The sequence below is a fragment of the Brevundimonas sp. TWP1-3 genome, assembly GCF_049896085.1.
GTDB lineage: Bacteria > Pseudomonadota > Alphaproteobacteria > Caulobacterales > Caulobacteraceae > Brevundimonas.
Map to the genome: position 1 here is coordinate 667,868 of NZ_JAFCTP010000002.1, position 15,189 is coordinate 683,056.

General features: G+C 65.5%; 14 protein-coding genes and 1 pseudogene. 10 read left to right on the top strand and 5 right to left on the bottom strand.

The features are described from left to right. Positions 1 to 22: 22 nt before the first annotated feature. On the top strand, positions 23 to 1,507 hold the full coding sequence (locus ACP693_RS15160; RefSeq protein ID WP_426020528.1) for a methyl-accepting chemotaxis protein: 1,485 nt from the start codon (positions 23 to 25) through the stop codon (positions 1,505 to 1,507). Here ACP693_RS15160 and ACP693_RS15165 read toward each other — a convergent pair. After that, positions 1,504 to 2,376, bottom strand: a complete 873-nt coding sequence (locus tag ACP693_RS15165) for an ATP-grasp domain-containing protein (RefSeq protein WP_426020529.1) — start codon at positions 2,374 to 2,376, stop codon at positions 1,504 to 1,506. The two genes, ACP693_RS15160 and ACP693_RS15165, sit on opposite strands and share 4 nt — an antisense overlap. 92 nt (positions 2,377 to 2,468) lie before the next feature. On the opposite strand from ACP693_RS15165, the gene ACP693_RS15170 reads away from it, so the two are divergent. Continuing rightward, complete coding sequence (locus tag ACP693_RS15170; protein WP_426020530.1) at positions 2,469 to 3,485, top strand: adenosine kinase; 1,017 nt, start codon at positions 2,469 to 2,471, stop codon at positions 3,483 to 3,485. A 161-nt stretch (positions 3,486 to 3,646) separates the two neighbouring features. Here ACP693_RS15170 and ACP693_RS15175 read toward each other — a convergent pair whose 3' ends face one another. Beyond that, positions 3,647 to 4,741 carry a Rieske 2Fe-2S domain-containing protein gene (locus ACP693_RS15175; RefSeq protein ID WP_426020531.1) on the bottom strand — a complete coding sequence of 365 codons (1,095 nt, stop codon included), beginning with the start codon at positions 4,739 to 4,741 and terminating at the stop codon, positions 3,647 to 3,649. 163 nt (positions 4,742 to 4,904) lie between these two features. Between ACP693_RS15175 and ACP693_RS15180 the strand changes: the two genes are divergently transcribed. From ACP693_RS15180 to ACP693_RS15190, 3 genes are read left to right on the top strand one after another with little or no spacing between them, the layout of a single operon-like run. Beyond that, on the top strand, positions 4,905 to 5,132 hold the full coding sequence (locus ACP693_RS15180) for a ParD-like family protein (RefSeq protein WP_426020740.1): 228 nt from the start codon (positions 4,905 to 4,907) through the stop codon (positions 5,130 to 5,132). Then, positions 5,129 to 5,923 carry a type I methionyl aminopeptidase gene (map, locus tag ACP693_RS15185; RefSeq protein WP_426020532.1) on the top strand — a complete coding sequence of 265 codons (795 nt, stop codon included), beginning with the start codon at positions 5,129 to 5,131 and terminating at the stop codon, positions 5,921 to 5,923. The genes ACP693_RS15180 and map overlap by 4 nt, the downstream gene beginning before the upstream one ends. 54 nt (positions 5,924 to 5,977) lie before the next feature. Next, a complete protein-coding gene (locus tag ACP693_RS15190) occupies positions 5,978 to 6,895 on the top strand; it encodes a hypothetical protein (RefSeq protein ID WP_426020533.1) in 918 nt (305 codons plus the stop codon). A 20-nt stretch (positions 6,896 to 6,915) separates the two neighbouring features. Here ACP693_RS15190 and pelA read toward each other — a convergent pair whose 3' ends face one another. Further along, positions 6,916 to 8,232: a pectate lyase gene (gene pelA / locus ACP693_RS15195; protein ID WP_426020534.1), complete on the bottom strand. Its 1,317-nt coding sequence runs from the start codon at positions 8,230 to 8,232 to the stop codon at positions 6,916 to 6,918. A gap of 221 nt (positions 8,233 to 8,453) precedes the next feature. Between pelA and ACP693_RS15200 the strand changes: the two genes are divergently transcribed. The 5 genes and pseudogenes from ACP693_RS15200 (at position 8,454) to ACP693_RS15220 (ending at position 12,512) form a co-directional block, all read left to right on the top strand. Further along, on the top strand, positions 8,454 to 10,499 hold the full coding sequence (locus tag ACP693_RS15200) for an NAD(+) synthase (protein ID WP_426020741.1): 2,046 nt from the start codon (positions 8,454 to 8,456) through the stop codon (positions 10,497 to 10,499). A 125-nt stretch (positions 10,500 to 10,624) separates the two neighbouring features. Further along, a complete protein-coding gene (locus ACP693_RS15205) occupies positions 10,625 to 10,849 on the top strand; it encodes an alkylphosphonate utilization protein (RefSeq protein ID WP_159846931.1) in 225 nt (74 codons plus the stop codon). A gap of 46 nt (positions 10,850 to 10,895) precedes the next feature. Continuing rightward, on the top strand, positions 10,896 to 12,032 hold the full coding sequence (locus tag ACP693_RS15210) for a CobW family GTP-binding protein (RefSeq protein WP_426020535.1): 1,137 nt from the start codon (positions 10,896 to 10,898) through the stop codon (positions 12,030 to 12,032). A gap of 143 nt (positions 12,033 to 12,175) precedes the next feature. Further along, positions 12,176 to 12,274, top strand: a pseudogene (locus tag ACP693_RS15215) (DUF559 domain-containing protein); the annotation flags it as partial. A 55-nt stretch (positions 12,275 to 12,329) separates the two neighbouring features. Then, on the top strand, positions 12,330 to 12,512 hold the full coding sequence (locus ACP693_RS15220; protein ID WP_426020536.1) for a DUF559 domain-containing protein: 183 nt from the start codon (positions 12,330 to 12,332) through the stop codon (positions 12,510 to 12,512). Here the strand turns inward: ACP693_RS15220 and ACP693_RS15225 are convergent, their stop codons facing one another. Both ACP693_RS15225 and ACP693_RS15230 read right to left on the bottom strand, forming a co-directional pair. Further along, on the bottom strand, positions 12,513 to 13,565 hold the full coding sequence (locus ACP693_RS15225) for a 1,9-bis(guanidino)-5-aza-nonane synthase (RefSeq protein ID WP_426020537.1): 1,053 nt from the start codon (positions 13,563 to 13,565) through the stop codon (positions 12,513 to 12,515). Between the two features lie 190 nt (positions 13,566 to 13,755). After that, positions 13,756 to 15,021: a type III PLP-dependent enzyme gene (locus ACP693_RS15230; RefSeq protein ID WP_426020538.1), complete on the bottom strand. Its 1,266-nt coding sequence runs from the start codon at positions 15,019 to 15,021 to the stop codon at positions 13,756 to 13,758. Positions 15,022 to 15,189 lie beyond the last annotated feature (168 nt).

Sequence of the window (15,189 nt, forward strand, 5' to 3'; positions counted from 1 at the left end):
CCTGTTCAGAAGGAACCTGCAGATGTTCGGCCACCGCCAAAGACGCCGCGACGCGGAAGAGCTTCAGGAAATGCGCGAGATGGTCGCGGCCCTTGGGCGCGTCCAGGCGGTGATCGAATTCGACCTGGACGGCACGATCGTCACGGCCAACCCCAACTTCCTCGCCGTGGTCGGCTACAGCCTGGACGAGGTTCAGGGTCGGCATCACCGGATCTTCGTTGATCCTGCCGAGACAGCCTCGCCAGACTACGCCGACCTGTGGCGCAGGCTGAACGCCGGCGAGTTCGTCGCCGGCAAGTTCGTCCGCTACGGCAAGGGCGGCGTCCGCGCGGTGATCGAGGCCAGCTACAACCCGATCTTGGATGTCGATGGAAAACCCTACAAGGTCGTCAAATTCGCCATTGACGTGACGGCGGTCGAGGCGGAGCGCCAGCGTCGCATCGAGGCGGAGCAAATGGCGGCTCAGACGCAGGCCCTGGTCGTCAAGGCCACGGGACAAGGCCTGTCGGCCCTGGCGGCGGGCGACCTGTCCTATCGCATCGACGAGGCCTTCCCCGGCGATTACGCCGTGCTGCGCGACGACTTCAATCGCGCCATGGGCGCCCTGGACCAGGCCGTCGCCGTCATTCGCAGCAACGCAGGTTCGATGCAGTCCGGCGCCGGCGAGATCAGCAGCGCCGCCGAGGACCTGTCGCGCCGCACCGAACGCCAGGCCGCGACGCTGGAAGAGACAGCCGCCGCCCTGGATGAAATCACCGCCACCGTCCGCAAGGCGGCCGAGAACGCCCAGGCCGCCGACACGGTCGTGACCCAGACGCGCGCCCAGGCCGAAACCGGCGGCGGCGTCGTCCAGCGCGCCATTGCGGCGATGGGCGAGATCGAGGCGTCCTCGACCCAGATCAGCCAGATCATCGGCGTCATCGACGAAATCGCTTTCCAGACCAATCTTCTGGCCCTGAACGCGGGCGTTGAAGCGGCCCGAGCCGGTGAGGCCGGTCGCGGCTTTGCGGTCGTGGCCTCGGAAGTGCGAGCCCTGGCCCAGCGCTCGGCGGACTCGGCGCGAGAGATCAAGACCCTGATTTCGGCCAGCGGGGCGCAGGTCAAGGACGGCGTCACCCTGGTGCGCCAGTCCGGTAAAGCCCTTTCCGGCATCGCTCAGCGCATCAACGACATCACCCATCTGATGGGCGAGATCCGCGCCTCGACCCAGGAGCAGGCACTGGCCCTGGCCGAGGTCAATACGGCCGTCAACGAGATGGACCAGGTCACACAACAGAACGCGGCGATGGTCGAGCAATCGACCGCCGCCAGCCTGAACCTGAATCGTGAGGCGGCCGACATGGCGCAACTGGTCGGTCGTTTCCAGGTCAGCGACGGCGGCGTCGATCAGGCGCCGGCGCCGATCCGACGGGCCCAGGCCCGCATCGAAGCCTTCGCCGCCGAGACCGCGCCCGCCAGGCCGCGTCTGGTCGTCGGCGGCGGCGGCGGCGAGTGGCAGAGCTTCTAGACGTCTAGTCTGTCCTGCACGGCGCGAGCGAAACCGGCGCCGTTCGCCGGGTCGTGATCCAGATAGAAGTCCGGCTCGATCAGTTCGGCCTCCATCAATACCCAGGCCCCGGCGTCGTCGCGGGCAAGGTCGATGCGGGCGTAGAGAAGCGGCTCGTCGATGGCCGCCAGCACCTGCTGCGCCAGGGCCATGGCCTGCGCATCCGGCGTCACGGTCGAATAGAGGCCGCCGAACTGCATCTGGATGCGGAAGTCCCCGGGCACGGGCCGCTTGTTGACCGCATGGCTGAACCGGCCGCCGAAGAACAGCAGCGAGGTCTCGCCCTCGGTCTCGATGGATTTCAGATAGGGTTGGATCATCGCCGCGCCCTCCGGCGCGTCGATCAGGGCGGCGCCGCGAGAAAGACGCAGGGTGCGAAACGCCCCGGCCGAGACGGTCGGCTTGACGATCAGCACCGGCGACCCGGTCTCGGCGAAGGCGGCGTCCACCTGATCCCGGGTCACGCCGTCGCTCCATCGGGTCGGCGGTATCGGCACACCCTTGTCCGCTAGCCGCGCCAGATAGGCCTTGTCCGAGTTCCAGCGCAGCACATCGGCCGGATTGGCGACCGGCAGGTCAGCCTGGGTCCAGGTCGCGCACGCCTTCAGCCAGCGCCCATGGTCGCGGTGATAGCCCCAGGCGATGACCGGCAGGATCAGATCATAGGCCGCCAGACCCGAGGCGTCCTCCACGTGATCGGTCCATGGCGTCGGTGAAACCGTCGCGCCCGTGCTTTCCAGCGTCGCCTTCAGCCGCTCCAGCACGTCGGGCCAGCGGCCGATATAGGTGCGATCGGACGGGTCGGGGGTCAGGACGGCGATCTGGGTCATGCGATCTTCATATCGAAGCGGCACTAGGCATATAAGGGCTTCCTTATATGTTTTCGGGTGACGCGCCGTCATTCAACCGCTAAGGCGCGACCATGACCCAGAACACCGCCCAATATGACGTCTGCGCCGTCGGCAACGCCATCGTCGATGTCCTCAGCCCCTGCGACGCCGCCTTCCTGACGGCCCAGGACCTGGCCCCCAACTCGATGCAGCTGGTCGACGCCGAACGCAGCGCCGCCCTGTACGACGCCATGGCGCCGGGCGTGGAAGCTTCCGGCGGTTCGGCCGGCAACACCGTGGCGGGCGTTGGCTCGTTCGGCGGACGCGCGGCCTATATCGGCAAGGTCGCCGACGACACCCTGGGCGAGGTGTTCAGCCACGACATCCGCGCCGCCGGCGTCCACTTCGCCACCCCGGTCCTGACGGGCGGGGCGGACAAGGGCTTCGGCACCGGCCGCTGCCTGATCAACGTCCTGTCGGACGGCGCGCGCACCATGGCCACCTTCCTGGGCGCCGCGAACCAGCTGTACGCCGACGACATCGACGAGGCCCTGATCGGCGCCAGCGAGATCGTCTATCTGGAAGGCTATCTGTTCGACCCCGCGCCCGCCCGGGCCGCCTTCGAGCGCGCCGCCGCCGCCGCGCACACGGCCGGCCGCAAGGTCGCCATCACCCTGTCCGACACCTTCGTCGTCGCCCGCTGGCGCGCCGAACTGCTGGACTTCATCACCCAGTCCGCCGACATCGTCCTCGCCAATGAGGCCGAGCTGGGCGCCTTGTTCGAGACCGAAGACTTCGACGCCGCGGCCGCGAAACTGGCCGCCATCGTCGAGATCGCAGCCGTGACCCGCGGCGAGCATGGCTCGGTCGTGATCAAGGGCGAAAAGCGCGTCGTCGTCGCCGCCTATCCGGTCGCCAAGGTGATCGACACGACGGGCGCCGGCGACCAGTACGCCGCCGGCTTCCTGCTGGGCGTCGCGCGTGGCCTGACCCTGGAAGAGGCCGGCAAGCTGGGCTCGCTGGCGGCGTCGGAAGTCATCGCCCACTGGGGCCCGCGCCCGATGGTGAAACTGGCCGATCTGGCCGGCGAGCACGGGTTGAAGATCTAATCACTTTCCTTCTCCCGTTGGGGGAGAAGGTGGCCCAAAGGGCCGGATGAGGGGTATCTGTCCGCCTCGAAATGGTGAGAGCCGGGCTGCGGAAACAGCCCCCTCATCCGACCTCGCTGCGCTCGGCCACCTTCTCCCCCGAGGGGAGAAGGACATGGCGTTCAGCTCTTCCACCTCAGCGTCACAGGCTGGATCGGGTTGACGAACGGCCGGTCCTCGGCGCGACTCTTGGCCCATTCGCGCTTCAGTTGCTGATACCATTTCGCCTGTCGGTCGGCATCGTCGATCCAGATCAGGGCGGGGTCATACCGCAAGCCCTCGTTCTGCAGGTTCACCATGCCGCCGTCCTGTTTCAGGAAGGCGACCACCCCCATCCGCAGGAAGGGCTTGGCCAGGTCGAAGACCCAGTGGTCGGACCAGAAGATCTGGGTGATGCGCGTCTTGGTGTCGGTGATGGGCGTCAGGCAGGTCAGGGCCAGGACCTGCTTCTCGCCGACCTGGATATGCTCCCAACGGAAGCCGGGCAGGCGGAAGGTGATTTCGGTCGCGGGGGCCCCGCCCAGGATCTTGTACAGGCGGCTGTTCGACGATGGCGCGTGGCGGACCATGGCCCAACCGAACTCGGTCGGCGCGAACGCCTTGGCTTTTTCGTGCATCGAATGCTCTGACCGCCACCACCATTGCTGGTGGACATAGGGGCCATGGGCCGGGTCCATCAGGCCGACGACGGCGTGGTCGATATGGCTGTCGAAATCCATCGCCTCGACCAGCTTGGCCTCGCCGCCAACCACGCCGGGGAAGATCGGCGGCTCATGGTCAGGCTCCATCGGATTGCGCGCGTCCGACGCCATCCAGACGAAGACGATCCCCTGGCTCTCGCGCACCGGATAGGACCGCACGCGGATACGGTTCGCCTCGAACGCCTGATCCTCGACCAGGGACGGAATGGCGGCGCAGACCCCGTCGGTGCGGAACCGCCAGCCGTGATATGGGCATTCGACCGTCTCGCCCTCGCCGGGCTTCTCGACCAGTTTCCCCGCCGACAGGGGCGCGGCGCGGTGGGGACAGATGTCGCGCATCGCATAGACCTGGCCCGCGCGGGTGCGGCCGACCAGCACGGGCTCGCCCATGATCTCGTAGCGTTTCAGACTGGCGACCGCGACGTCGCGGCCAAGGGCGACGAAATACCAGGCGTCGGTGACGAACCCCTTGCCGAACGGACTGACGCCCGTCTTGGACGGGGCGGTTTCGGCCATGGCAGGGGCTTGGGTAGGCTGAACGGGAGCGGCGGTCATCTGCGCTGTTTAACAGTGGCCGCCTAACGAGACCATCATGCACGACGACCTCAATAAAACGGCTTGCCGACTGAGCATGATCATATACGAAGTATACTCGTTTCATATATCCCAGAGCCAGAACATGGGCATCGTCAACATCGAGGACGAACTGCACGAGCAGCTGCGTCGGGCCGCCAAGGCGTCCTATCGCTCCATCAACGCCCAGGCGGCGTTCTGGATCAGGATCGGCATGTTGTGCGAGACCCATCCGGGCGTGACGTTTCAGGAACTGGTGGCGCGCGAGCTGAGGGCGGCGGGCGTGTATGCGCCTGCCCAAGACGCTCCAATGTCGACGGACGCCGCCGCGTGATCAAGACGCCGGCCGAGATCGAGCTGATGGCCGAGGCGGGCCGGCTGCTGGCCTGCGTCTTCACCCATCTGGACGGGATGACGCTGGAGAGGCTGAGCACGCTGGAGATCAACGAGCGGGTCGAGGCCTTCATCGTGGACGAGTTGAAGGCGCGGCCGGCCAGCAAGGGCCAGTATGGCTATGGCTTCGTGCTGAACAGTTCGCGAAACCAAGTCGTCTGCCACGGCGTGCCGTCGGCGGACGAGGTGCTGAGGGACGGCGACATCGTCAATCTGGACATCACCCTGGAAAAGGACGGCTTCATCGCCGATTCCTCCAAGACCTATCTGATCGGATCGGTCGGGCCGCAGGCGCGACGCCTGGTCCGCACCACCTATGAGGCGATGTGGAAAGGCATCCAGGCCGTGCGGCCGGGCGCCAAGCTGGGCGACATCGGTTTCGCCATCGAGAAACACGCCCGCAAGGCCGGCTATTCGGTGGTGCGCGACTATTGCGGCCACGGCATTGGGCGCGAGATGCACGAAGACCCCCAGGTGCTGCATTTCGGCAAGGCGGGGACCGGAGCGACCCTGCGCGAAGGCATGACCTTCACCATCGAACCGATGCTGAACCAGGGCGTCCGCACGGTCCGCACCGAGGACGACGGCTGGACCGTGGTCACCGGCGACGGAAAACTGTCGGCCCAGTTCGAACACACCTTGGCGGTGACCAAGGACGGTGTGCGGGTGCTGACCCTGCGGCCAGACGAGAAGCGGGAGGGCGCAAGGCCAGCCGAAAACTGGAAGTTGTGATTTGGGAATGTTGGCCTACAGTCTCCTACGCTGAAGAAGTCTTGCGGAGAAGATATGATGGCTTTGTTGGCTGGCCTGGTGAGCGTCATGCTTTCGTCGGGCTTTCAGGTTCAGCCGCAATCGACTCAAGCGCCTGTCGATCTGGAAGATATATCCGTGCTCGGATTATCTACGAGGGAACAGACACAGCAGTTTGTCGGACGCATCGCAACGGCGCCCGCCGGCGCAAGAATCGGTCGATGGCATGACCCCCTCTGCATCAGCGTGGCGAATATGACAGCGCCTCACGGGCAGATGCTGGTTGATCGAATAGCAGAGTTGGCCAGAGAGCTTGACGTCAAGGTTTCGCCTCCAGGCTGCAGGTCCAATGTGCTGATTGTGGCGACAGACGATGGCGCAGCCATGGCGGAGGCTATGGTGGAGAGATGGCGACTGAGATTTCGACCGCCTATCGATAATACGAACATGGGACTTGCGGCGCTGGACCGGTTCCGAACAGGAGACGCGCCGGTGCGATGGTGGCCTGTCGCCCTGCCAGTCTCTGTCGATACAGGGCAACCTGTCGCCCGCGTGACAGGCGAGCACCGAGCGCCGATTTATTACGCCCGAAATGTGAGTCGCTTGCGATCGGCAGTAAGATACGATCTGCGATCGGTGACCGTGATCATCGACATGACCAAGACCGGAGACATCACGCTTCAATCCCTGATGGACTACACAGCCATGGTCGTCCTTGCTCAAGTCAATCCGAGATCTGACTATTCAAATCAACCGACCATCATGAATCTTTTCGATAATCCAGATGACATAACACAGATGACCGAATGGGACCGGTTATATCTTCAAGCTTTATATGATTCGGAAGTCGATCGACCGACGCCCAGCGCTCAGGTGGCGGCGGTTGTCGAGCATGTGGAGCAGTTTCGACGCCGATCACCTACATCTCAAGATCGGTTCAGCGAAGTCGACTAACGGAAGGCGCAATTCCGCCCTCAAGGATGCGCTGCCGACCAAGCCGCATAGGCGTCCAGCGCCGTCTGGGGCTGGGCGAGCCACCATGAATAGCCGTTGCGGCGGCCGACGGAGATGCCGTTGACGTCGTCGTGGATCGTCTGGTCCTTGTCGCCGAAGATCGGGCGGCCTGTGACCAGGTCGTAGTTGCGCGACCAGATCGGGCCGGCGCCTGGCTTGTCGATCAGCTTGCGGCCATCGTCGGTCATCTCGAACGATTTGTCATAGGTGCGGTTCGCCTCCAGCCAGGCGACGCCGCCGCGGATGGCGGCCTGGACTTCAGGCGACGGATCGGGTTCGCCCATCAGGAAGATCAGGATGTCGGTCGTTTCGCCGCTGGCGATGGAACGGGGTTCGTAGTTGCGGGCGCTGGTGGGAACCAGGCGCATCGGCTCGACCTGTTGCGGCCAGCCCAGCAGGCGGTCGCCCCCACTCTCGTCTTTTTGTCTGACCTGGGCGGCCAAGGTGACGTCGATGGCCTTTTTCGTCGCCTCGCCGGCGCGGACCTTCAGTTCTGCCGGGACGAAGTCGAAGCCTTCCGCGCCTTTGTATACGTCGCGCAGGATCATGGCCGCCTCGGCCACCGCATTGTCGTTGAAGGTGATGGAGTCGTGGAAGCCACCTTCCAGCGGCCAGATCTGGGGCCAGCCGCCGTTCGGATACTGGGCGTTCAACAGATAGTGGACGCCCTTGATCACGCTGGCGCGCCAGGCGTCGCCCTGGGCGCCCGGCGTCCGGGCCGCGACCTTGGCCAGGTAGCGCATCTCGGTCCAGGTCGAGTTGTTGTCCAGGGTGCCGACGAAGGTCCAGAACCGGTCTGCGGGCGCGTCGAAGTTGGCCGGGTTCTGCTCCATCGTCTCGGCGTCGTTGGAGAACCGCTGGCCAGGCAGGCGGGCGATGGAGCGGTCCTGGTTCTTGCTCCAGCCGCCGGCGGGGGTCTGGAAGGTGACGACGGCGTCGGCGACCGCGCGGGCTTCGGCCGAGCCGTACCAGGCGGCGGGGCGATCCAGCGGCATGTGCGAACTGTTGCCGCGAATGGCGAGCGGAGCAGGAGGCGGTGTCGCACCGGCCGGCAGTTCGGCGGCAAGCGCCGCGCGATCCGCCTGATGGGCGGCTTGGGACCGCGCCAGATAGTCGGCCCAGGCGCCGCGCTCCGCATCCGGCAGGGCGCCGATCCGGTCGATGGTCAGGCCCACCGCCGGGGTGTTGGCGCGAATGACCTCGGCCTGGGCGGCGCCGACGGTGAGACCGGCGGCAAGAACGAGGGTCAGGACCGAGGCGGCGAAGGCGTGTCTCATGGTGCGTTTCCTGAATGCGGTCCGGCTTCTGCGCCAGTCCCATTATTTGCCACGCACTCTACATATTGAAATCTGCTGCGCAAGGCGGCGAGGGCGGGTTTGATCGAACCTCCATCCCGCCTGCATGATCGCCCCGGTCGAGCGAGGGATTCTCGCCCTTCGTCTTTCCGACCTATATGAAGGGCGACGACCGGCGCACGCCGGATGCAGCGGACGATCCGATGGTAGACGCCCCCTCCTTCTTCTCGCCCAAGACCCACGGCTTAGTGCGCGTAGCGGCGGCGACGCCGGTCAGCCATGTCGGCGATCCCAAGGCCAATGCGGAGGAACACGTCGCCCTGATCCGTCAGGCGTGCGAGCAGGGCGTGGACCTGATGGTGTTTCCCGAGCTGTCGCTGTCGGCCTACGCCATCGACGACCTGCACATGCAGGCGGCTTTGCTGGAAGAGGTGGAACGCCAGATCGCGGTCATCGCCCAAGCGACGGGGGAGCATGATCTGGTCGCCGTGGTCGGGGCGCCGATCCGCAACGGCGACGCCCTGTACAACTGCGCCGTGGTGGTGGGCGCCGGCGAGGTTCTGGGCGTCGTGCCCAAGACCTATCTGCCCAACTACCGGGAATATTACGAGAAACGCTGGTTCGCCCCGGCGACGGCGCGCGCCGAGGATGTGATCCAGCTAAATGGCGAAACCATCGATTTCGCGCCAGGCCTGCTGTTCGAGGCGGTGAACCGGCCGGGCTTCGTCTTCGCGGTCGAGATCTGCGAGGACTATTGGGCGCCCCTGCCCCCCTCGACGCGGGCGGCGCTGGCGGGGGCGCGCATCCTGCTGAACCTGTCGGCCTCCAACATCGTCATCGGCAAGGCCGACGAGCGCGCTATGCTCAGCGCCAGCCATTCGGCCCGCACCCTGTCGGCCTATGTCTTCACCGCCTCGGGCTGGGGCGAAAGCACCACCGACCTGGCGTGGGACGGTCAGGCGACGATCCATGAGCTGGGGTCGAAACTGGCCGAGGGCGAGCGATTTTCGCTGGAAAGCCATCTGACCATCGCCGACGTGGACGTGGACCGGATCGGGCTGGATCGCCTGCGCAACGGCACCTTCGCCGAATGCGCGAGGAACGAAGGCGAGCCGGCGACCGTCGTGCCCTTCATGGCGCGCGAGGATGCGGTCAAGAGCGAGCTGATCCGGCCACTGGACCGTTTCCCCTTCGTGCCGGACGACGCTGGACGGCTGGATCAGGACTGCTACGAGGCCTTCAACATCCAGGTCCAGGGGTTGATGCGCCGGATGACGGCGACGAAGGCCGAAAGGCTGGTCATCGGCGTGTCGGGCGGGCTGGATTCGACCCAGGCCCTGCTGGTCGCCTGCCGCGCCTTCGACCGGCTGGACCTGCCGCGCACCCAGATCCTGGCCTATACGATGCCGGGCTTCGCGACCTCGGATGGGACCAAATCCAACGCTTGGGCCCTGATGAAGGCCCTGGGCGTGACGGGGGCCGAGATCGACATCCGCCCCGCCGCCGAACAGATGTTCAAGGACATCGGCCACCCCTACGCCGCGGGCGAACCCGTCCACGACATCACATTCGAGAATGTGCAGGCGGGCCTCAGGACCGATTATCTGTTCCGCCTGGCCAACCAGAACCGGGCCTTCGTCCTGGGCACCGGCGACCTGTCGGAACTGGCCTTGGGCTGGGCCACCTATGGCGTCGGCGACCACATGAGCCACTACAACGTCAACGGCGGGGTGGCGAAGACGCTGATCCGGCACCTGATCCGATGGGTGGCGGCCGGCGACCTGATCGGCGCGGGCGCGCGCGAGACCCTGCACGCCATTCTGGACACCGAAATCTCGCCCGAGCTGGTGCCGGCGAAGGATGGCGTGATCCAGTCGACCGAGGGGACGGTCGGCCCCTATGCGCTGAACGACTTCTTCCTGTTCTACATCAGCCGCTTCGGCCTGAAGCCGTCCAAGGTCGCCTTCCTGGCGCACCAGGCCTGGAGCGACGCCGGCGCCGGATATTGGCCCGCCAACACGCCCGAGGACGAAAAGGTCGAATACGATCTGGCGACCATCAAGGCTTGGCTGAGGAAGTTCCTGATCCGCTTCTTCCAGACCGCCCAGTTCAAACGCTCGGCCCTGCCGAACGGGCCGAAGGTGGTGACCGGCGGCTCTCTGTCCCCGCGCGGCGACTGGCGCGCCCCGTCGGACGGCAATGCGCGGGTGTGGCTGGACGAACTGGACGCCAATGTCCCCGACGCCTGACGGCGTCGGTTCCTTGTTAGGGCTATCGCGCTTCGCGCTACTTGAGCCCGCGACAGCGCTTATATCCACACGCAGCGCGCGGATATTTGGTGACGCAGATGGGCTGGCTCGCTAGAAGCTTCGCCATGACCGACGATGTGACCAAAGATTCCAACGGCAACATCCTGGCCGACGGCGACAGCGTGACCCTGATCAAGGATTTGAAGGTCAAAGGCTCGGGCGGCGTGACGCTGAAGCGCGGGACCCTGGTCAAGAACATCCGTCTGACCGGCGACACCGACGAGATCGAAGCCAATGTCGACAAGGTGCGCGGCCTGGTCCTGCGCGTCGAGTTCGTGAAGAAGGCCTGACCGCCCCCTCTTCCCAAATGGAACGTCAGCCGCCATCTAGCGGCCTATGACCGACACCCTCGCCGCCCCCGTTTCGACCGCCGCAACTGGCAAGATCCCTGTCACCGTCCTGACCGGCTATCTCGGCGCGGGCAAGACGACGCTGCTGAACCGGATCCTGACCGAGGATCACGGCAAGCGCTACGCCGTCATCGTCAACGAGTTCGGCGAGATCGGCATCGACAACGACCTGGTGGTCGGCGCCGACGAGGACGTGTTCGAGATGAACAACGGCTGCGTCTGCTGCACGGTGCGCGGCGACCTGATCCGCGTTGTCGCAGGCCTGATGAAGCGCCAGCGGCCCGGCAAGCCCGCCTTCGACGCCATCATCGTCGAGACCACGGGCCTGGCCGACCCCGGCCCGGTGGCCCAGACCTTCTTCGTCGATGAGGACGTCAAGGCCAAGACCCAGCTGGACAGCGTCACCACCCTGGTCGACGCCAAACATGTGATGGCGCGGCTGGACGACTCCAGGGAAGCCCGCGAACAGGTGGCCTTCGCCGACCGGATCATCCTGAACAAGGTGGATCTGGCGACCCCGGAAGAGCTGGACGCGGTCGAGGCCCGGCTGCGGGCGCTGAACCCCCTGGCCCCCATCGTCCGCGCCGAGCGTTCGAACGTGCCGCTGGACCAGGTGCTGGGCCTGCACGCCTTCGACCTTGACCGGATTCTGGAGGTTCGGCCGGACTTCGTGAACCCGCCGCACGGCGCGGACGGCCATGTGCATGACGAGGCCTGCGGGCACGATAACCACGATCACGACCACGATCATGGACACGACCATCATCACCATGATCACTCACACGGCGCGCATTCTCATGGAGCCCGGGGTCATGCGCACCAGGATGACATCAAGGGCATCTCCCTGTCGCTGGACCGCCCCCTGGACGGCGCCAAGTTCACCGCCTGGCTGGACCGGCTGCTGGGCGAACAGGGTCAGAACATCCTGCGCGCCAAGGGCATCATCGACGTCCAAGGCGAGAACCGCCGCTTGGTCTTCCAAGCCGTTCACATGATCCTAGAGGGCGACCTGCAACGCGAATGGGGCGTGGCCGAACGCCGCTGGAGCCGCGCCGTCTTCATCGGCCGCGATCTGGACGAGGCGGCGCTGAAGGCTGGCTTTGAGGGTTGCGCGGCCTCTTGATCCTTCTCCCCTCGGGGGAGAAGGTGGACCGTAGGGCCGGATGAGGGGGCTGCCGGAAACAGATGTGGCAGTCGCCGAGAAGCACCGGACAGTCACGCCGCCTTCGCGCCGAGATGACAGGCGCAGAAGCGATCCTTTGGTCCATGCTGCGGAACCGACAGCTGGGTGGTTTGAAGTTTCGGCGACAGGCCCCTGTCGCGGGCGCGATCGCCGACTTCGCCTGTCATGAGATCAGGCTTGTGATCGAACTGGATGGCGGCGTGCATGATCTGCACGAGGCGCGCGATGCGGCGCGGGATGCCTCGGATCGAGGCGGCGGGCTATACGGTGCTGCGGTTTCGGAACGCGGAGTTTTCAAGAAACCCGGCGGTCGTGACCGAGGCCATACGGCGACATGCCGTGGGGCAGAAACAGCCCCCTCATCCGACCGGCTCCGCCGGCCACCTTCTCCCCCGAGGGGAGAAGGAAATCGACGACTAATTATTTGCCGAACAGCTTGTTCCAGCGGCGCTTGTCGCGGGCCTTCCAGGCGCCGCGGTGGTAGGCGTCGGAACCGATCAGGGGGACGACCGTGGTGGCCTCGGCGAAGACCATCTGTTCGTGGGTGGTCTGGACCTTGCCCCAGGAGGCGGCTTCTTTCAGCGTCGAGGACGAGCACGCGCCGTCGCGGACGTCGGCGACGGTGATCTGGACCGCATAGCGGTGCATCTCTGCCTCGACGCCGAGGATTTCGGCGCAGACGACCGTGTCCTGGGCGAAGTTCTTGGGCACGCCGCCGCCGACCATGAACAGGCCGGTGACGCCGGCGGCGATCTTGATGTCGGTCAGTTCGCGGAAGTCGGCGATGGCGTCCAGCATCAGATAGGGCTGGCCGGCGGCGGCGCGCTCCTTCTGGTGCTTGACCAGGCCGAAGCCGGCGGACGAATCGACGAAGGCCGGGCAGAAGATCGGCACGCCCTCTTCATAGGCGGTCTGGATCAGCGAGCCGGGCTTTTTCGCATTACCCTCGCTCAGCCACTTGCCCATTTCCCAGATGAACTCGCGCGAGGAATAGCCGCGCGGCTCCAGCCGGTTGGCGATCTCCAGGATGGTGTGGTCGCAGGCCTGAAGCTCTTCCTCGTCGATATAGGTGTCGTAGATCCGGTCGATGTAGTTTTCACGCAGGACGTTGTCGTCCACCTCGCCGGCGGCCTGATAGTGTTTGAAGCCCAAGGCCTCGAAGAAATCCATGTCGACGATGGAGGCGCCGGTGGCGACGACGGCGTCCACCATGCCGAACTTCACCATGTCGCGGTACACATCCATGCAGCCGCCGGCCGAGGTCGAACCGGCCAGGATCAGCCAGGGCGAGCAGTCCTTGTCCTCGATGGCCATGGAGAAGATGTCGGCGGCGCGGGCGGTGTCGCGCGAGCTGAAGGACATTTTGCGCATGCTGTCGATGATCGGGCGCGCGTCGAAGCTGGTGATGTCGACGTGCTCGACGACGTTCTGCAGCAGCTGGGCCTTGGTGTTGGCTTGAACGGGAGCGTTCATTTCGGAGGTTTCCCTTTGATTTGAGCGCCCGTCATAACCTCAAGGAGCATCGGGACGGAGCGACCGATGACCCTGAATAGACCGTCACCCTCGGACTTGTTCCGAGGGCCCATTGATCGGCCGCACGATCCCGGCAGCGGGGTGCAGCACCGTGGGCCCTCGGGACAAGCCCGAGGGTGACGCAGTCAAGTTACTTCCGGCGCGACTTGCGCTGACCGGCCTTACCCTTGGGACGTGACAGACGCACGATCTTGCGGGCGTTCTCTTCCGCCGTGGTGCGCACGGTGGGGATGGAGCGCGGGGCCAGACCATAGAGCGAGGCCATCGGGGCGTCCTCGACCACGGCGAGATCGTGCTCGCCATAGCCGTTGAAGCCGGTCGACATGGCGACGCCGTAAGCGCCCAGCATGCCGATCTCGATGAAGTCGCCTTCGCGGATATCGGCCGGCAGCCAGAAAGGTCCCGGCATATGGTCGATGGAATCGCAGGTCGGGCCGTAGAACTGGAAGGCCTTCAGATCGCTCGCCGCCTCGCCGTCCCGGACCAGCTTGGTCGGGAAGGGCCAGCGCGAGTGGGTCGCGTCGAACAGCGAGCCGTACGAGCCGTCGTTCAGATACAGGGCGTCGCCCTTGCGCAGATCGACGCGGGCCAGAATCGACGAGGATTCGGCGACCAGCGCCCGGCCGGGCTCGCACCACAGCTCGGTCGTTTCCGACACCGGCATCTCGTTGAAGCCGCGATGGATGGCGTCGGCGTATTCGCTCATGTCCGGCGGGACCATGCCCGGATAGACCGAGGGGAAGCCGCCGCCGACATCGACGATGTCCACGATGACGCCGGCGCGGCTGATCGAACGACCGACCTGGGCCATGGCGGCCTGGTAGGCGGTCGGGCGCATGCACTGGCTGCCGACGTGGAAGGAAACGCCCATCAGGCCTTCCTTGACCGCTTGGCGCGTGGCCATCAGCAGGGCCGGAGCCTGATCCGCCGAGACGCCGAACTTGCCCGAAAGCGTATAGGCCGCACCGTCGGCCGAGACGGCCATGCGCACGATCAAATTCAGGTCGTCCGCGCCGCCAGTGGCGTCGAGGATCTTGTTCAGCTCATCCACACAGTCGAGCGAGAAGGTCCGCACGCCGTGGTCGAAATAGGCCTTGGTGATCGCAGACCGGCTCTTGACCGGGTGCATGAAGGCCAGGCGAACGTCATGGCTGACCGAGCGAACCAGCTCGATCTCGGCGATGGACGCCACGTCGAAACCGCAAACGCCGGCCTCGATCAGGGTCTCGACGACCCAACGCGACGGGTTCGCCTTCACCGCATAGAAGACGTCGGCCTTTAGATTATCCTGGAACCAGCGTGCCGCTACGGAAACCGAACGCGGTCGCACGAGGGCGACGGGACGTTCAGGGGACCGCTCACGGACCAGGTCCAGGGGAAGCTGATACGTGCGCAATTCACGTAACCCCCTGCTAATTGTTAAACCCAGACCGGCGTTAGCGGCGCAGAAAGGACCTACGGGGTCCGCCGGAAGGCGCGATATGGGGACTTCGAACTGTCATGTAAAGGGGTTTTTTCGTGGCGGGGCTTGGGTTTGGCCAGGACTGGACTGTCACAAATGTCC